Origin of the sequence: Candidatus Stygibacter australis (assembly GCA_030765845.1) — a bacterium.
Taxonomy (GTDB): Bacteria; Cloacimonadota; Cloacimonadia; order Cloacimonadales; family TCS61; genus Stygibacter; species Stygibacter australis.
Genome location: JAVCDJ010000030.1, coordinates 1 through 20961 on the forward strand (window position 1 = coordinate 1; position 20961 = coordinate 20961).

The 20961-nt window shown below is 38.6% G+C and carries 9 protein-coding genes; 5 read left to right on the forward strand and 4 right to left on the reverse strand.

What is annotated here, in order from left to right; all coding sequences use genetic code 11:
- Positions 1-1609, forward strand: a 1609-nt coding sequence (locus RAO94_01680) for an endonuclease (protein MDP8321039.1), incomplete at its 5' end; no start/stop codon positions are given.
- Positions 1610-1673: 64 nt separating this feature from the next.
- Here RAO94_01680 and RAO94_01685 read toward each other — a convergent pair.
- The 3 genes from RAO94_01685 to RAO94_01695 form a co-directional block, all read right to left on the reverse strand.
- Positions 1674-5597: a T9SS type A sorting domain-containing protein gene (locus tag RAO94_01685; protein ID MDP8321040.1), complete on the reverse strand. Its 3924-nt coding sequence runs from the start codon at positions 5595-5597 to the stop codon at positions 1674-1676.
- Between the two features lie 14 nt (positions 5598-5611).
- Positions 5612-7525: a carboxypeptidase-like regulatory domain-containing protein gene (locus tag RAO94_01690; GenBank protein MDP8321041.1), complete on the reverse strand. Its 1914-nt coding sequence runs from the start codon at positions 7523-7525 to the stop codon at positions 5612-5614.
- Between the two features lie 199 nt (positions 7526-7724).
- Positions 7725-10256 carry a T9SS type A sorting domain-containing protein gene (locus RAO94_01695; protein ID MDP8321042.1) on the reverse strand — a complete coding sequence of 844 codons (2532 nt, stop codon included), beginning with the start codon at positions 10254-10256 and terminating at the stop codon, positions 7725-7727.
- 980 nt (positions 10257-11236) lie between these two features.
- Between RAO94_01695 and RAO94_01700 the strand changes: the two genes are divergently transcribed.
- Positions 11237-14128, forward strand: a complete 2892-nt coding sequence (locus RAO94_01700) for a right-handed parallel beta-helix repeat-containing protein (GenBank protein ID MDP8321043.1) — start codon at positions 11237-11239, stop codon at positions 14126-14128.
- Positions 14129-14220: 92 nt separating this feature from the next.
- Here the strand turns inward: RAO94_01700 and RAO94_01705 are convergent, their stop codons facing one another.
- Positions 14221-14718: a flavodoxin gene (locus RAO94_01705; GenBank protein MDP8321044.1), complete on the reverse strand. Its 498-nt coding sequence runs from the start codon at positions 14716-14718 to the stop codon at positions 14221-14223.
- 138 nt (positions 14719-14856) lie between these two features.
- Between RAO94_01705 and RAO94_01710 the strand changes: the two genes are divergently transcribed.
- The 3 genes from RAO94_01710 to RAO94_01720 all read left to right on the forward strand — a co-directional run bounded on the left by RAO94_01710 (position 14857) and on the right by RAO94_01720 (position 20956).
- Positions 14857-16407 (forward strand): carboxypeptidase regulatory-like domain-containing protein, encoded by a 1551-nt coding sequence (locus RAO94_01710; GenBank protein MDP8321045.1) that lies wholly within the window; start codon positions 14857-14859, stop codon positions 16405-16407.
- A gap of 17 nt (positions 16408-16424) precedes the next feature.
- On the forward strand, positions 16425-18524 hold the full coding sequence (locus RAO94_01715) for a sigma 54-interacting transcriptional regulator (GenBank protein ID MDP8321046.1): 2100 nt from the start codon (positions 16425-16427) through the stop codon (positions 18522-18524).
- 494 nt (positions 18525-19018) lie between these two features.
- Positions 19019-20956 carry a DUF3857 and transglutaminase domain-containing protein gene (locus tag RAO94_01720; protein MDP8321047.1) on the forward strand — a complete coding sequence of 646 codons (1938 nt, stop codon included), beginning with the start codon at positions 19019-19021 and terminating at the stop codon, positions 20954-20956.
- The last annotated feature ends 5 nt before the right edge of the window (positions 20957-20961 follow it).

The following is a 20961-nucleotide window of genomic DNA, read 5'->3' on the forward strand; positions in this document are numbered from 1 at the left end:
CCGTGATGTCCTTTATGGAGAGATAGATTCTCAGCCGGATAACCAGCTTTCCTGTATTTATACAAATTTTACTATTACCCTTGATCCAGATTTGGATCCTTCGACCAATGCCTTTAATCAGGGAATCAACTGCGAGCATACCTGGCCCCAGAGTTATGGAGCTGATCAGGAACCCCAACGCAGTGATATGCATCACCTCTATCCCTGCAAAGACAATGTAAATTCCTCCCGGTCAAATGCACCCTATGCCGAGATCCCTGATAATGAGACCGATATCTGGTATCGTTATGCTGAAGTTCTAACTACCATCCCCACCAGCAATATTGATGAATATTCCGAGAAAGATAATTATGGTGAAGATCAATGGGAGCCGCGGGAAGCTTCAAAAGGCAATATTGCTCGTTCAATGTTTTATTTTTATACCATGTATTATGATGATATTGATGATACTTTTATTAATGACCAGATGAATGATCTATATAGCTGGCATCTGGAAGACCCAGCTGATGATGACGAAATTGCACGTACCTGGGCGATATCTGCCTATCAGGAAAATAAGCCTAATCCTTTTGTTATTGATGATACCCTTATTGAGCGGATCTGGTATTATCAGGGAGGACAGGCAGAGATCACTCTGATTGCACCTAATGGTAGTGAAATCTGGTTTATTGGCAATCAATACGAGATCAGCTGGTCTTCTTTGGCATACTATGAATCCGTTACTTTGGAAATAGTGCTGGCAGGTCAGGAACTTACCATTGCGGAAGATGAAGCTAATGACGGCTCTTATTTATGGACAATAAGTGAAAATATTCCCGTTGGCGAGCAATACAGGATCCGGGTAGGTACACCAGACGGTACTGTAACCGATGAGAGTGATGCAGATTTCAGTATTATGAATCAAAATTCTGGTGAAGATTTTGTGCTTATTTCTGAATATGTGGAAGGTAGTTATTATCACAAAGCTCTGGAAATCTTTAATGGCTCTCCAGAAATCCTGGATCTGGCTGGCTGGACTTTGCGTAAACAAACCAATGGCGGGGGAGATTTTGGCAATGAACTGGTATTGAGTGGCACAGTTGCGCCCTGGGATGTATATGTGATAATTTATGAAAATAATGGCATTAATGATCTCACTGGTGAAGACTTTGTTGATATGGAAACGAGCAGTTTTAGCATGACGTTTAATGGCAATGATGCCGTTGCCCTTTTTAATAATGGTGTAATGGTGGATTTGGTGGGAATTCCAGACTCTTCTGAAGACTGGGGAAAAAATATGACTCTGGTGCGTAACAGCAATATCGCTTATGCCAGTACTGCCTTTGATACAACTGCCTGGACTCAATACCCGGAAGATACATTCAGTTATCTGGGGTATCATGATTTTGAACAGCCGATAAATTATGGTGATGTCGATGGCAATGGCGAGGTGGAAGCGTATGATGCATCTCTTGTATTACAATATATTGTGGTACTTATCAGCGGTTGGGATATTGAGCAGATCACAGTTGCAAATGTAGATGGCAATGAAATTATCGATGCTTATGATGCATCTTTGATCCTGCGCTATGTGAATAATGTAATTAATATATTCCCTGTTCAACAATAAAATTAATTAAATAAGTAAAACGCCGGTCAATTGACCGGCGTTTTTTTTATCTCAAATTCTTATATTACTTGATGATAACCATCTTGGCATGTGACATTTTTCCGCCTGCTTCTATCCTGCTGAAATATACTCCTGAGGCGATATCATGATCGCGGTTATCCTTAAGATCCCAGTTAACCGTATGCCTTCCCGGCTGATAATGATCATCCACCAGATCAATTACCTTTTGACCCTTGATATTGTATATAGACAATTTCACCTGATCTGCCTGTGGTACATTGAAGGAAACATTCACTGTCTCAGAACGTGTATTGCCATAATAGAATGGATTAGGATAATTAACCACACTGAGAACAGGTATTATGCTATCCTCTGTCTCAGACATCCAGACAGGTACAAAACTGATCATACCATTTACTATATTATCTCCAGGTTCATACTCAAAATCACCTTCACGGCTGAGATCATGCTCAATACCATCAATATTAATGATAACTACAACATCCTCGGGTAAATCATTATCTGTAAGTGAAAACATTAGAGTTTCCAGCTGCTGCATCTCAATCCTGAAATCCCAGTCCACTCTTTCTTCCAGCAGATCATAGCCAGCAATTGTATTTTGATTGAAATTTGTTAATACAGAAGCAGCAGTATCTATGATCGTGAAGAAGCTCAGATTGTTATCAGCGGGAGTCATAAATGGTTCAGGAAGATCATACAGTTTATCATATCCTGAAGAACCTGCTGGATTAAGAGCCAGAATAAGTTCATCTTCTGCCCCATTCTCCTGGTTTGCCAGCAATCGCACCTTAAGATCATAATCCTCAGTAATCAGACTGTTTTCATTGTTATTATAAGGAATAAATTTCACATCAATATTATCTACCTTACTATACATCAAAAAAGCTTCAGTAGGATACACATAATCGACTTCATGCCAGCTTCTATCATAGGAATAAATGGCGCTTTCTATCAGATCATACTGAACAGCATCAGCAAAAGTCATTTCCAGATTAGGAGTTACAATACGAAGGTCATCACGACGGAATCCTGATAAATAAGGATTAGGTACTATATTCCAGCCAGCTTGAATGGTAAACTGATCATTACCACCCTGGATATCTTCTGCGATTACGCTCATATTTCCAAACTCGCTTTCCAGAAAGTAACCCGTACCGTAAAAGAAAGCTATATCCTGCTGATACTCGTTATTTTCCAGAGTATATATATCAGCATCTTCACCTAAAATATCATCAATACTATTAGCTCCCAGGAAGGGATTTGATATCAGATGCAATCCGGATGGAACTACCATGGCATAAGTGGAAGGCACACAGCCAAATTTGAAGCTGGATGTATATTGACGCCTGTCACCATCGATCATTTCCAGATCTACCATGATCCTTGCATCTTCCAGGATCATATTATCAGGTACCGTCCAGTTCGTCTGGTTAAAGAAAGGCAGCAGGGATTCCCCGATCTGAATTGTCTCTGTGGGGCTTACGATATATACATCAAAATTATCTATCAGATAATTTCGGTTGATATTCCAACTGAAAGAAGCAATATCCCCTGCCTGATAAATATGATTTGCCGGATTTATAAATTCCACGGAAGGCGTGATATTACCCCAGTATAAGGTGAATTGACGCCAGGCACCACCATTATTTACATAAATATAATCATTCTGAAGAAGATCGACTACTTGACCAGAGGATTGGTCAATCAGATATAGTTTGCGTCCATCTCTGATAAACTGACCAAGAGCTGCTACAGTGATATTATCATTAAGCTGATTACTTTTCACTCTAAAAACCCAGCTCTTCAATGATGTATCAAAATTATACCCCCCTTCAATCTGCCTGGTCATACTGCTGTGGTTATCCCAGTCTTCCTCATAAAATTCGGCAAATACATATTCTCCAGAAGATGTTTCATCCTGCTCAATATCATAATCAAGATCCCAGCCATTAGACGCCTGGGGACTGGCACCAAACCAGATATCATCTATAAGCAAACTGTCTTCATGCATGAAATGAATTGTGTAAATATCAAAGGGAGTTACATAGGCAGGATAATTGTACCAGTATTCATTACCAAGGGAGTCTGTACTTGCTGCAATATAGGCATATTCTGTCCAGTTAGTCGTAAGTGAATCTGTCCAGTTGTAAGTATAATTATCGATTCCATTTAAAGCGACCAGGTACGGATTGGTCATCCAGCTGTCCACCATGGTATATTCATTTTCATAGTCAGCTTTACGGTAAATCAGAAAACCTGCATTATCTTCCTGACGATAGGCATTAAAGCTGAAATTCACATATCCATCTCTACCTACTGCCTTCTCATAACGCAACCTGGCAGGTGCTGTGAGACAATTTACTTCATTGCTCATCTCTGAATAATTGCCATTAGCATCCAGCACCCGCATCTGGAAAAAGTATTCAGAGTTCTGATCAAGACCGGTAACCACCGTAGAAGTTGGAGCGGCATTATTGAAATTACTGTTATTGTTTTTATCCCAGATCTCATAATTACCATTAGCAATTGGTTCAGGGGAATAGAGGATTTCATAAGTTTCATAATCGTAGCAATTAGTTTTTTGCCAGGTAAGTTCCACTCTGTCATAATTCACACTCACAATTTCCAGCGGTTCTGTCGATGTAGGAATTTCTTCATCATCATATTCAAACACTGCTGGAATTACTGCCGATAGTGATTCGACCCAGTGGTGATAATATGCCAGGGCATTATCATATAGATGGTCATAATCAAAACGCTGAGTAATGGGATCATATCCCCAAAACCAGTAATAATTTGCCGTGGTCTGAGGATAAATATTGGGTAATTCATCCATTTCGATATGAAAGAACGGCTCGTAAGTAAGATGATCATTTAATCCCGCAGCTGTATAGACCATCTGTCTGTTATAGCGATATCCTACTAAGTCCACAGATCTGTTCACAGCGAAAGTAGTATCTTCATTACTATAATAAAAAGGATAATCACTACAATTAACTCCATAGTATGAATTCAATGGCACTTCTGGGTGAATACCCACTTCATTGGCTGCCAGCATGATCGGGTTACCCTGATTGATAATATCCAGACCATAAAGCGAATAATCCCTGATCGGGATGCCCGGATCACCTTTTCCCCAACCAGCAGAAATCTGGCAGTTCGGATACCATAAATGACGATTCCAGTCATAAGAATGCACCTGAATACTTAGTTCTCTGTGACTAAATGTTTCACGCAGAAAATCGCAGCTTGCCTGATAAACCTTATTGAACATGGTATCTTCCTGCCGAGAAGGATCGCAGAGACTAAAGCTGTTTGAATAATAGCCATTACTTTCATCATAAAGGGTTTCTCGTCCTACTCCACTCGCCATATAGGCATAGGCATCTGATTCTCTGTATAACTCCAATGATACAGGTAGAATGAAGAAATCATCAGCAATATGAGGATTAGTAATAACCACTGGAACAGATGCCAAAGGATTAAATATATATACACCCCAGCCATAATCAAAAGAGCCTCTCTCGTCATCACTATCCCAGTCCGGTGTTCCATTATCATCCACATAGATCATATTCAGGTTTTCACGAATGATCCAGTAGGTATTTCCGCTTACTGTATCATTAAATTCCACCAGAGTAAAAGGAAGTCCTGTTTCAGAGATCAGCAAATCTGCCTGTCCGTAATTAAGATGCGTGATGGCGATCGTGATGGCACTCCAGGCTTCAAGCTGGTTTGTGTTTGGAACTGTATAGCTGCCAAATCCGTTCAACTGTCTGTCAAATGGTGCATATAGATTATAACCAGGATCAGCTACATGTTCCACCACATGCGACATCCAGTTATCATATTCCAGGTTAGTATCGTCACCATATAAAAAGTCTTCCAGTGTCCCAGTTTCAGTTACCCAGCCCATAAGACTCAGGGTAAATGTCATTGCAAATATTATCAGTATTATCTTTTTCATTTTTACCCCCTGCCCTATTTTATCAATAACAGACGGGCTGTATCCGACTGTCCTGAATTTGATATCAATTTAAATAAATACATCCCTGAAGCGGATATATCATCTCCTGATCTGCCATCCCAGCTAACTTTGCCACTATGATAGATTATCCGGCTGGATACCTTTCTACCCCGGATATCATAAATATCCAGTCGGGCAGGTAATTCTTCTGATGCTATATTCAGCTCTATCTTCACATCTCCCCTGTTCCCAGGATTAAAAGGATTGGGATATATTCTGTTGATAGATGCCTGTATCCCTGCTATCTCAGCTACATCAATATCACTCTCAGGTAGAAGGTAAACTTCTACTTCCAGCAATTCACCGGAATTGATCTCTATTTCTTCTGAATAAGCATCGTAGCCATCCAATTCAACTGTAAATAAATGTGTCCCGTTATTAATTCTTTCAATCATAAAATAGCCGGATGAATCACTTTCTGTACTCCAGCTAAGTTCATCAACGCTGACCATCGCTCCGCTTAACGCCATTCCCATTTCATCATATACATAACCACTCAAATGGCCATAAGGTACTGGAGAAATGGTAAATACTGTATTTGGCACCCAGTCACACAGAATTCCATCCTGCATATTACAGGGGTCAAAAGAATATTGATCACTATAATTGAACCGTGTTCTGCCGGCTTCTATCCCCGGTACTTCACTGTAATAGAAATTTGACTGCCAGCTGTTAATATTTTCTTCATATTCCTTTTCGATCATCATTACCAGATTGGTTCCCTGATGTTCATACAAGCTGTCTAATTGGATATTCAAAATATTCTCTCCACCAGGAAAGTCAAAAATTTCATCATAGACAAGCTGCAAACTATCAGCACTTATCCATCCATCTAATAAACTATTCTGCTCAGTTTCACCCAGCCAGATCCTGATGCTTATATCTGATACGTCACTTACGAAATTATTAAAAATATCTATACTACTCACCACACCAGTAGTATCCATTTCATCGGCATAATACAGCATTTCACAGATACTGGTATTGCGCACTAAATTCACTGGTAATTGGCTTGTCAAATTCTCAGAATCACCTATCTGCGCAAAATGATTTTGGGCTCCGGTGATGTGTATATCGTGTTCTATACTGTAATTATTAGCTGGATTATCGTCAGTTCCTACGGTTACCTTTCCATATAGTCCTATCAATGTATCAGCAGCATTTTCTTCCGGTGCTATCGTAAGTTCCACTAACCGTTCATCACCAGGAGGGAGCATCCAGTAAATAGTTTCCGAGGCAAATTCATTATCATCAGCATCCACCAGACTTACGGTATAGCCAGTGGCATTGAATTCTCCATTATTGCGAACAGTCACCTCATAAAGATATTCCTCACCACCAGTTAAATAATTTTCCCCGGTCATACTGACCAGTTCCATATCATAAGCAAACTGCTCTTCCTGGATAAAAAAGAAAACATCGTCTATCCAGCCAATATCTGAACCTTCCGAAACACTGTAATCTTTATGATAATTCCAGCGAAGCGAGTGCACTCCAGCTTCCAGTTCATATCCCACTTGTGTCCAGGCAACTGTCCCTGAAATCTGTGAAAGAAGTTCATTATCAAGATAAAACTGCAGAAAATCGTAATTGGCTTCACTACTGACTTTCCAGGCAAATGCCAGAATGCCGTCTTGAGCAAATTCCAGTTCGATCTCAATTGCTGTTTCCTGATCGTCTGCCACATTACCACCCTGTGCACAATAATCACCTTCAAAGGGATAACTGCCTGTTACAAACCATTCCGTATCACCACTCAATACCCAGTTATAAGCAGAGAAATCGCCACTCTCAAATCCTTCATCAATTACCTGGCAATGCAAAACTAACGGGATAAATATTAAAAAAAATAATAACTTAGTTCTCAAACTGCCTCCTATTTTTTTTTCTAATTATTTTCACTTCCTTTTTACAGTAATCCGCCCATATCTGTCAATATATCTTCACCGTGAATTGTGAGTCGTGAATCGTGAATCGCAAACTTGACAGGTACTCAGCTTCTCTGCCCTTCCGCAAATTCTACAAATCAGTCAAGTTCTCGACTCACTATTCACGATTCACATCTCACTATTTCATCAGCACCATTTTACCTATCCGACTGTCCAACGCTCCAGATAATTTATAGAAATAGACTCCTGAGCTAAAATCCTTAGCATCCCAATTGTATATTCCTTTGCCTTGCAATCCATCCACACGCTGCACTTCTTCACCCCGGATATTATAGATAATCAGATCACATTTACCATAATCCCCAGTATTATATGCTATCTGCGTACTGGGATTAAATGGATTAGGATAATTATATATTTCACTAATAGCCGTACTCACTTCACCTTCATCATTATCAGTCATGCGGCTAATGGTGAATGGTATATCAAATCCATACAGCCCTTCTTCACTGTTGATTAATAAACAAAACTCCCAGTAAGTATCATATAATCCCGTAAATGAAGTCACCAGGTAAAGATATTCTCCAGGCAGAAGTGAAAACTCACCCACATCTTCTGCACTCATGGAGATTTCCTCCCCGTTTGCCCGTGTAATCTCTGCGGTTACGTTCACATTTTCATCTAAACTCGATAGATCATATTCCAATTCACAAACGCTTTCCTCTTCAGAAGTATTAAATATCGTCAAAGTATCAAAAATGCAGTCTGACTCCCCAATATGTATCTCTTCATCACGAAGACCATTATAACTCACCTGCACAGGATTTATATATTCATCTGCTGTACTGGCTGATTGGATTATCTGTCCTGATGCTTCGTTTACCAGGTAAATTCCCAATTCTCTGTCTTCCCAATCTCCTGCCGGCACATCCAATTCCAGTTCATAAAGTTCTGTCTCTCCCGCTTCAGGAAGCATCAGTTCTTCATCCTCCCATTGCCAGTTCAATGCCAGATTATCAATACCGGCTTCCTCACTATCTTCCCAAATAGTATAGGCAATATGATATTCACCAAAAGCTACTCCCACAATATTTTCTGTTGTGTAATGCAGCACATTATTTTCAGTATCCAGATCGATTATCTTCATCTTAACAGGAGATGACTCTAGAATCTTATTATACAATGCCCGTGAGTAATTATCTAATCCACCAGTCCAGGCATGATATCCTCTGATCAAGACTGTTGGCAATTCATTAATATTATACATATCTGTAAGCTCAATATATTCATCAATAACAAATTGAGGATCAGCTAAAAACGTGATATCCCAACAGGTATTTGTTCCCAAGTCTGCTCTGTAGCCAGCAAATTCAGTTAAAATCTCAGGTTCTCCTTCGCTGATACCGTCTTCCAGGAATAAAAAGACGGGAGCTGTTCGTGGTGCATACCAAGGCTCATTGACCCAGCCTTGCAATTCTGCCTGAATATCTACTATAGTAGGATTTGTATTATATGCCGGCGTATTATTCTGCGTTGAAGTCCATTTACATTCTCCTTTTGCCGGACATATCTGGATCGTCATTCGCGTCCAGGTCCCTTGACCCGCCTCATCTGCCAGCACCTGCCATTGCCTTTCTGCTGTGAAATCACTGTCACCCTCTATCTCTGCTGCCAGATTCGCATAGCGATTGCAATACTGCGGGGGATACAAAACTCTGAAATGATTAGTAGCCACCAGATTATCTCCAATTATTGCTGGGTTCAGACTATTATCAGCCTGAGTCCGCACTGCTGTCCCTACATTATTCTGCTCAATTATCACTGGTGGCTCACCATTTCCCTGCACGCATGTGATGATAGCACCTGTGACACTATTTGAACCGCTCAAAGCATTTACCATATCCTGCTGATCACACACCCCGCTGCCATCATAATCAAGCATCTCAATTGCCTTACGCATTGTGAGAAGCACTGGTTTATATGGTCCCGCATTAACGATAGTATTATCGCTGCCCACATCCATAAAACAGGTGAGTCCACTGGCATTTGTAGCAGAAAGCCCTGTTACAAAAAGCGGATAGGTAAAAGTAATATAGGGTTGCTCATCTTCCTCATCCGGCACGCACACCAGCAGCAGAGGATAGTTATCCAGTATCCCAGCCCCATTCCAGTCCAGATGACGCGTCACGATCAAATCTCCCGATAGCAGCGGATCATCCTCAGTTGATTCTCCCCAACTTGATAAAGTTGCACAGCCAAAGGGCTCGCACATTTCTAGCCCCAATCCCCTTGACCTTGAGTATGCCAATACATCTACAACGGCATTCACCATGGCAATATCATATTCATCTATTTCCCTGCCCAAAGCAGTAATATAAATACTCTCACCGGCATCTGAAATCCCTTCCAGGGCAGCAGCAAATTCCTCCAGGTATTCAGCATCTATTTCCCAGTTTGCCAAAAACAATGTCCGGCTCATTTCATACATATAGTTGCTGCCATTATACATATACCCTATCACATAATCTTCAAATAATTGCACGCTCTCTTCTGCCAGCAGATAACCCTGAGCATAACCACGCTCAGCATGAGTACCCCAGCATCGCACCTTCATCCTGCCCTCTGCCAGATCCTCCCGTACACCATTAACCTGGCCCAATATACTATTGACCATCAGTAAAATTAGAAATAAAATCACAATTCTTTTCATAATCGCCTCGTTCAGAAATATTTGATATTATTACCCCAATCCCAACCAAAAGAGTCAAGCAATTTCTCCCGCTAAGTTAGATGTGCACCGCCAGGTATTTCCAGGTGGGGCACAGATAACGACCACTATCAACCAATCCCTGGAAAAAAATGCTGAGCTGAGGCGTGAAATATGGATTTCCACTGAAAACTGCACGTTGTTCTTGCCCCTCGCAGACCGTGCCGTAGCCTTGGCGAAGAATGGACTTCCTGAGTACCGCCCGTGGTGCAAGTCCCACTTATCTTACTATTTGTCTGTTCAGATGCTCTCCCAACCCTATTCCAAAATTGTATCGTTTATTTTGGAATAGTACAAAAAATACTGTTTACTTAACACCGATCATTGATACCATTTGAACTGACAAAATCAGTTTTATCAGCATTAATTATAGGATTTTTGATGCCAAAACAGCCTTTATACACACTCATTTCTGACAATAACGTGTCTTCCAGGATTCACAACTCAACCCGGCATAACATAAAAATGTCATGCCGGGTTGAGTTGTGGCAGATTAATGCCAATGCTTTCCTAATTTCTCCGTTTCAAAGAGATCGTTCCATCTGATTATTTCTTTTTTCTATCTCGTAAGTACGGTTCCTCATCTACCTGCAGGTTATATTTACATATTTTCACGTTACTTATTATTATATAAGAAGATAGATAGTAAATTCCCCATCTGTCCTACTCCCAGGGGCTTCCCTGTGGGTTCCCAGTGGGTTGGTGTAACTTGAAATTCAGTTAGGAAATATTTTTATTACAATAGTTGTACTTCAGGTATCAGGTTTTCAGTACTGGTTTCATTAAATTAACATCCTGCAGGTCAACTGATATTTTTGTAAAACAAATCTTCGTAAGCTTTTAATTAAGTGTAATATTTTATTTGACAGCAATAATATAAATTTAGAGAATTGGTTTGGAACAAAATAAGCAGAGGAGACAATATGCGATTAAGGATTTTTTTTATACTGATAATTATAATCTTTTCCCATATCGCACGTTCAGATATCATTGATGCCGAAGGTGATCAAAGCGGAATCTGGCAGAGTGGCAATACTTATCAGGTAGTGGGTCATATTTACGTAAATACAGGCAACACTCTTCTGATCGAACCGGGAACAACAGTGATGTTCATGGCACATTATACATTTACAGTAACAGGTATCCTTATTGCTGCCGGAACGAATGCAGATTCCATACTCTTTACTTATGACAGGTCTAATACTCAATCCGATAACTGGAACCGGATATCCTTCGAGGAATCACAGTCTTCAGCTAGTATAATTTCATATTGTATTCTTGAATACGCTTCTGTACCCATTAGCTGCCGGGAAAATGCAAATATCCTGATTTCCAATAATACTTTTCGTATAGGCTTAGTTGCTATTGAAGTTGTAAGGTCTTCACCTTTGATCCAGTATAATCACATGGATGACTACCATAAAGGTGTTTATGCTGAGGAAGCATCAGCACTATTAGTCATACGCAGAAATGTGTTCACCAATATGTCATTTGCTGGTGTATGGTGTAGCAGCGCTGATAGCTGCCTGGTCGAAGATAACACTGTTCTAGCATCAGAAAGTTGGGGAATATACTGTTGCAGCACTGATGCAATAATCAGAAATAATGTTATTCATGGTGCCGGAGGCTATGGTATTATCTGCAGATATCAGATGGAATCCATAATTAGCAGAAATCTGATCACAGACAGTTATGGAGGTGTAGCTTATGATTCTGCTCAACAAACTGAATTGATCAATAACACCATCGTAAATTGCAAAACAGGATTATATTTGGATGATGAAACTGAGCCTATTGATATAATAAATAATATTTTCTATGATAATTACACAGCAATGAATCTGCATTTGCCGGAAGATTACTGCTTCAGCAATAATCTATTCTGGGAAAACAGCATCAATTTAACCGGGAGCGAAATGGTTGATCTGGGGATCATCTGCATGTATAATAATAATGGTACTCCATGTGATATATATCAAAATTTATTTACAAATCCATTATTTGAAGATCCTGAGCTTGATTATTACACACTGACTATTAATTCACCAGCTATCGACGCCGGTCTAAACAGTTATGAATACTATGATCCCGATGGCACGATTGCTGATTTAGGAGCTTATTACCTGCCGCAAGCTCCAGCAATCCCTGTCGCTGCTTTCACCTCAGACATATACTTCGGTCAAGCAGACCTGTGTGTTAGTTTCCGCTCAGAATCCACTGGCTATATTGATACCTATCTCTGGAATTTTGGGGATGGAAATACCAGTAATGCAGAAAATCCTGTTCACATATATGAAGAAAATGGCGAGTATAATGTATCTCTTACCGTATCAGGACCTTCTGGTTCTGATACTTGTCAGGAAGAAAACTACATCATAGTAATGCCCCAAATACAAGTTAGCGGTGATCTTTCTGGTCTTTGGACATCTGAATATTGCTACTGCCTGGTGGAAGATGCCTCCATCAATCATAATACTACTCTCACGATAGAACCAGGAACCCTGATCAGGTTTATGGGGCAATATACTTTGACAGTAATTGGAACTTTGATTGCTGAAGGTACAGAAACAGACAGTATCAGGTTCACATCAGGCAACCGGCGACCTTTTGAAGGAGACTGGGCATCAATAAACTTTATAACCAGCGAAGCAGACAACAGCGTATTTAATCATGTAATAGTGGAATATGCAGAAATAGGGATTTATTTGCATTATACTGCTTTACATATCACGAATTCGAGGATTTCTGATAATTTTTGCGGAATTGAAATCATGGAAGCAGCACCTGTGATTGAAGGGAATTATATTACAAGTAACTATGATCTTGGTATGGATATCCATGATAATTCCCCCTGTACAGTTAGTAATAATTACTTTTATGATAACCAGGAAGATATTTTTCTTAGAACTTATGGCCCTCCTCTTATCACTGGAAATACTTTCAGAAAAGCACAAAGAAAAGCAATCAGGTGTTATGGCACAACTGCCGATATATCGGGTAATTTATTTATCGACAATCCTGTAAGTATCATACTTGATGCAAGTTATCCGCTCATACATCATAACGTGTTTTGCGGAGGCGGCACTACCGGAGTCTGGGGTTTTGGCGATAATAATACTCCCGAGATTTATAATAATACCTTTATCAATCTAATTTATGGAATTCGTATCTTCACTTCAACCCAATTTTTGGTCACGAACAATGCTTTTTATGGTAATGAATATGCCCTTTATTCCTATCCCCTAACTTCTAATTTAGATCATAACCTATTTTACAATAATGTGATAAACTACGGTGGTAATGTTCCCGACTGGTTTGAAGTAATAGAATATGAGAACGAAAATAGTGATCCCTGTGATCTCAATTATAATCTGTTTATATCACCTGAATTTGTTGATCCGCAGTTATTAGATTTTCATCTAACCAGAGAATCGCCCTGCATAGATGCTGGAAATCCTGATCCCATCTATAATGATCCTGATGATACAATCTCCGATATTGGGGCATTTTACCTTCATCATCTGGTCGATAATGATGAAAATGGAATCATGCCTTCTGAAATTTCTTTTGCCAGTTACCCTAATCCTTTTAATCCCGAAACTAATATTGAATTTGAACTTGAGGATGCTGGAAAAGTAAAATTGACGGTTTATAATATTAAGGGACAAAAAGTGGCAGAACTGATTGATGAAGAAATGGAAGCCGGCAAACATAGTCTTGTCTGGAATGCTAAAGGGTGCGGTAGTAGCTGCTATTTTATACACTTGTCCACAGGATCGTATTCACTATTTCAAAAAGTGGTCTTACTTAAATAAACTTCTTTAAATGATGCCAACCCGGCGGAATTACATTAGCATCCCTGGCTAACTTTTATTATATTCAATGGATATAAATATTTATGATCAGCTCAAATTGGCAAATTGGTTTTCTTGATCAATTCTGCTGCCCAGAGCCGGGCATTTGAAAGAGAGCGGGATTCTTTACCTTTTTCATTCAAGAAATCACGTTCACCCACTATAGATGCTTCAGGCATTTCAGCTATCATATTTTTGAGGGTTTTGCCCGGTCCTCCCTGATGAGTGGCATAGACAGCAACCTTTTTACCAGCAAGGTCATGTTCACCAAAAAAAGTTCGTAAGGCTGGGACAAATGACCATGCCCAGACGGGTGTACCAATGATCACCAGATCATAATCCGCTGGATTGAAATTATATTCTATCAGTTTAGGTTTCTTTTTGCCCATAACCTGTGAACCACCCTTCAAAATAGAGATAAATTTAGAATCTTTGCTCTGTGCATCCTCTGTTAACAGAGGGATAAGATCAGCATCAAGCACTTTCGCCATGGTTTCAGCAATAGATTTCGTGAAACCAGTTAAAGAAAAATAAATAATTGCAGTTTTCATAATACTCCCCTTATTGTATCCAATAGATTAATAATTTTGAGGTGCAGCTTTTTGTAAAGGAAAATCCTTATAGCAGGAAACTTGACATATCTTAATGAGAATATAAAAATTGCAGAGTTAAATTCTAAGAGGTAAATTATGAAGTATATTTTAGTTAGTTTTGTATTAGTATTGTTTTTTTCCCCATTATCTGCAGTACATAATTTCACAATAAATGGTCAGGAATCCTTAACAGTAGCTGTTTCAGATAGTTTATATCTGGAATTTGAATTTGAGAATGAAGGTAATTCAGCAGACTTTGATCTGTCTATAGAAATTTTAGGACAGCAAATCCCCCTGTTTTCAGGAAACTATGCGCTTTTTGAAGATGGAGGGCTTTTAGACAGTACCGGTTTAGATGGCACTTTTGCGGGAGGGTTTAATAATTTTATTCAGCTTCCTGAAGGAACTACTTTGGTGGTTACACTCACAGACGAAGATGTGTCTGATGCCGTAGAAATCCAGTTTGAACAGCTTGATACTGATTTCAGTATAGCAGGTACAGTAACTCAGGAAAGCGGATGGATAGACCTGCCGGTGATGGGGGGAGTGGTCTTTACTATTTATAATGGCAGTGCAGAATACCTGATAGATTTATTTGAGAATTTCAGTCTGGAAGCATTACTGGAATTTATTTCTTCTGATCATTACCTGCTCAGCGATCTTACAGGACTTCTGGGAAACTATCAGATATTCGTACCAGAGGATATTCCAGATGTACCCTGCACAGTGGGAGTGTATAGTGCATTGGATCTTAACGGTGAATTTCTGGCACCAGAGATGCAGGAAGTAACTGTGAATGGAAATGTCAGTGGTATTGATTTCTATTATGGGTATCCTGATGGAGATTTTTCTGGTTTAGTACTTAATACTGAGGGAGAACCTGTTGCTAATGCAGCTTTTATCGTGGAAAATCCCAATTCCACAATTCCCTGGTTCTTTACTACTGATGAAAGTGGAGCTTTTTTATTCGCCCTGGCAAATGGAACTTATAGCTATACCGTTACAGCTTTAGGTTATGAAATATATTCCGATGAAGTTACTATTAATGATGATAATGTCTATTTGGAGATAGTTCTGCAGGGAGGTGGTGGCGAACCGGGCGGTGTTTTTTATGGTTTTGTGCTCAATGAACAGAGTGAACCGGTTGTCAATGCTGAGATAGTGCTCATGCCAGTATCTGGCGGAGACACGCAATATGTTTACACAATGGGAGATGGCAGTTTCAGCATAGAGTTAATGAATGGCATTTATAATTATATGGTCAGTCACGCCTGGTATATGGGAGATACTGGTGAATTTGAAATAGCAGATGCAGATGTATATCTGGAGATCATTATGCAGCCAGTGGATTCTAATGATGAAGATGTGCTCAGTCTTAGGAATTTAAGAGCCTGGCCCAATCCCTTTAATCCCCAGATAAATTTCAGCTTTCAATTGACTGAGCAAGCCGAAGTTGCTCTACACATATATAATATCCGGGGAGAATTAGTGAATACGCTGATAAATCAGAATTTAGCAGCAGGAGATCATAATTTCTCATGGACAGGGATATCAGTCGATAATACTCTGGCAAGCAGCGGAGTATATTATTATCGCCTTCAAAGCAGTGATATTGACTACAAGGGAAAGATTTTATTATTGAAATAGTCTGATTGGGGGAGAAAATGGCGTCACAAGAGGATCTGATTCGTCTAATAGATGAATTGCACATAGTCAGAGAAAACGGTGATAAAAATCAATTGATCACCGCACTAAGAAATCTAATTAATGCTTACAGTAAATCAAAAACAGTCTTTGAATCTATACCTTATGCGGAGGAATTAAATAAATTACTTACCGGTGACGAAAATATGCTGGCTGCTGCCCGAAATCACGATTATCTGGGCCGCATATACACCTTTCTACCAAACTTTGTAAAATCAGAATATCATTCTTCAAAAGCACTTGAACTTTATACCAGACTTGATGACAGTGAGGGGAAATTTTATGCTTATCACAACCTGGGAATGATCTATCGACATTTAGGGAAATATGATCGGAGTCTTGAGTATCTCTTTAATGCTAAAAAATATATGGAACAGCATCTCAAGGAAAATGATGATCAGGTAACCCCTTTTTTTCTTAAGCGAACTCCCAGCTTGCTGGAACAGATTGGGATTATTTATGCTTCGCTGAATCAAGTGGATAAATCAAGAGAATATTTAAAACTCTCCCTCCAGAAAGCGCGTGAAATAAATGGTCCCGAATCAATCAGTAGAGAACTTATTAATCTGGGAGTATCATATAGTAATGAAGATCCGGATATAGCTTTGGAATATTATCAAGAAGCCTTGCCACTGGTAAAAGAGCAAGGTGGAATTAATGTACTGGCAGTAGTAAAAAATAATATTGGTGGTGTATATGAAGATAAGGGAGAATATGAAAAGGCACTCGTAAATTATCAGGAAGCTCTTCAGCTCCTTGAAAAGGCAAAGATATATAAAAATCATTGTGTGATACTTAAACATATCGGCACAGTGAATTTTAAAATGAAGAAATATGATGAAGCATTGAACTTTGTTATTAAAAGCCTTAAGGAAGCTGAGAAAAATCACCAGAATCTGGAAGTAGAGGAGAACTATCAGCTATTAGGCAATATCTATAAAACTCAAGGCAAATTCCAGGAATCACTGGAAAATTTTGAGAAATATTCTCAATTAAAAGACACAAGATTGAATTCCGAAGTGATTGAAAAGATCTCAAATCTGCAAAAGAAGTATGATGCCACGATCAGCAAACTTGTGAAAACAGAGCGAAAAAGCTCATTGATATCAGAATCACTGAAGAATCAGATAAATATGAATTTCATTGGTAATAGTCATGCGATCAAGGAGGTTCACAAGCTGGCACTGATGGCAGCAGAACATTGTGACACTAATGTGCTGATCACTGGAGAAAGCGGGACAGGAAAGGAGATCATAGCCCATATAATTCATTTTGCCTCCCGTCGTAATGATAATATCTTTATCCCGGTAAATTGTAGTTCCATTCCGGAAAATCTAAGTGAAAGTGAATTCTTTGGTCATAAAAAAGGAGCATTTACAGGTGCTTCTTCAGATAAAGTCGGTTATCTGGAAGACGCCAGCAGCGGAACTTTATTTTTAGATGAAATTGGGGATATGCCTTTACCTTTGCAGGCTAAACTGCTGAGGGTATTGGAAACCAAAATAGTGAAGCCAATAGGGACAAATAAATCAATAAAAGTAAATTTCAGGCTGATTGCAGCAACTAATAAAGATATCAGTAAATTAATCGGAGAAAATGTGTTCCGGGTAGATCTGTTTTACAGAATAAATACCATTCAGATCCATATCCCTCCTTTGCGGGAACGTCGGGCGGATATTGAGCCCTTAACTCATTTTTTTGTTTCAAATTTTGCTGAAATCCTGAAAAAAACTGTTCCCCGGATAACTAAGGAATTGATAGAAAGGCTACGGGAATACCATTTTCCCGGGAATGTGCGGGAATTGAGGAATATGGTTGAGAGAGCTATGATCATGATAAAAACGGATACACTCGGTATCGAATCCTTTAATCTCACCCAAACACCAGCGATATGCAATGATCAATTATGCTATTCTGAAAGTACCATAGAAGAAATGGAAAAGCAAATGATCATAAACACACTTGATCAAACAGGAAATAATCTCACTCACACAGCCAAAAAATTAGGAATTTCATATTCAACCTTAAATCGCAAAATCAAAACTTATCAGCTAAGATGATCCCTTTATCCGATATTTAGAAAGTCCCTTTTCCAGTTCCATAACCTGATCGCGTAATTCCTTCACCCGTTTTTCTCTGCCAATGAATAACTCATGAAAATGCTCAAGTTCTTCATTTCGTTTTTGCAGTTCACTGGTTCGCAGGATACATTCCCTTCTATTTCCATTTAATAAATTACTGGTATAAACCTGATAAAGATCATATTTGAATTATCAGCCAAATATCCACCAGAATCTTTACTCAGTCCTCAAAATAACCTTCAGCCAGTTTATTGAGCTAACGATTGTTAACTGAAAATGGAGTAATCTTGAATTTAAATGGGTCGAAGGAGGGATACAAAAGATGAATGTTTATGTAATTACTGGGTGGGATAAATACTGGTTCAAGAGTATTCAGTTGATCAGTTTTTATGTAATCTACTTAAATTATTTTACTTGACGCTAATATGTTGCATATCATATTAAGAATGTGATCATTTAAAAAAGGAGAAACAATGAAAAGAGCAATAATAATGATTTTAATAATTGTAGTTTCTTGTATTTTAACAGGCGAAGAAATCGGTTTTGAAAAAGCAGTTGATCTATTGAGTGCTGTTTCTACGGAAGACTATCCAAATTCAGGTCAAATTGGGATAAATAATAAAAAGATTGAATTGGATGAAAAATGCAGGGGAACATATCTCGATGAGACTTTCACAAAAGTTCTTAATGAAAAGGGGAGACAAAACTTCAGCTTGTGGTTTTTTTATAACACTATGTATGATACTGTATATGTGAAAACGATGCAGGTAATTAAACAAGACGGGACAATCATTGAATTTGAGCCTTATGAGATATTGAACGAAACCGGTAATGCTTTTTCCAAATTTTCAAATATATATTCTGAAACAGGTAGAATTCTAAAGGGTGATCTACCAGATATTGAAGTTGGTGATATAATCAGGTATGAATCAATTACAACTGTGCATAATACAAGAATAGAGGATAACTTCTCAGACCAAATATCAGTAGAGAATTATTATCCAGTACTGAAAAGATATTACAAATTGAGCATTCCCGAAAGTATTAAGTTAAATATTCACCATATAAACAGTAAGGAAGGCTATGTTGATTTTTCAGAAAGCTTAGAAGCTGGCAAAAATATTTATGAATTTAATGTTTCCGTAGCCCCGGAAGTTCTCTATGAGCCTTCTATGGAAAACATTAATGAATTTGGTTATTATATAATGCTGACCACGATGAATAGTTGGGAAAGTATCTCGAAATGGTATTACAGTCTCGTTGCACCTCATCTTGATATAAATGATGCAATGGAAAATAAAGTAAACGAATTGATCGAAGGTTGTACTTCAAGGCAGGAGAAGGCGGAAAAAATATTTTACTGGGTTGCTCGAAAAGTTCGATATCTTGGTGTTGATAAAGAAACTTACAAGCCTGGTTATGAGCCGCATGATGTATCATACACATTTTCAACTCTGGGAGGAGTTTGCAGGGATAAAGCTGCCTTACTGGTGGCAATGTTACGAATCGCAGGAATTAGCTCTGATCCGATATTGATTTCAAGTGGATATAAATTAAATGCTGCTGCCCCAGTAATGTGGTTTAATCATGCAGTTGCAGTGAGCTATGATGAAAGTGGAGAACCGGAATTATTTTATGACCCCACCAATGAAAATACTAAAGAGCTTTTTCCCAAGTATCTTGAGGATTATACTTACATTATTGCTTCAGAACATGGAGCAGAGCTTAGGATCGTTCCGGTTTCTCCGGCAGAGGATAATAACATTGAGGTAATGATAGACATTGTTGTAGATGAGAACAATGATGCTGACTGCTCAGTGATAATGAATTATACTGGTCTGCCAGATGGATATATCCGCAGCAGTTTAATGAATATGAATCCTCAGAAGAAACAGGAAATTATTGAAGCAATAATTTCCAGAATACATCCATTCTCAAATCTAATTGACTATACGATTTCCGATCCAAATAATAAAGATGAATATATAAGTTTATCTTTTGAGTTCAAGGTAGATAATTACATTTCTGAAAGTGATGATTTAAAATTCATCAGGCTTGAAGCTTCCAGGTTAGCGTTGTTTCCCTTTTATGATTATCATTTGTATGCTTTCAATATATCAGAGAGAAAATATCCTTTTAAGCTGGATAATACCTACAGCTTAGACATTATAGAAACAATCAAATTCCCTGATGAGATTTCTGAAGTATCCATTCCGGAAATAAATGATTTAGATAAAAAAGGGTTTAACTTTACCTTTAAACATGAGAAACCTGACAGTCGGTCTTTGTCTTTTAAAACTAATTTTTCAATAAATGAAATTCATTTTGAGAAGGAAGATTTTCCTGATCTTAAAAATGAAATTGCCAATCTGGCTACATACGAAAAGCTCTATATAATTATAGAAAATTAGGAGAA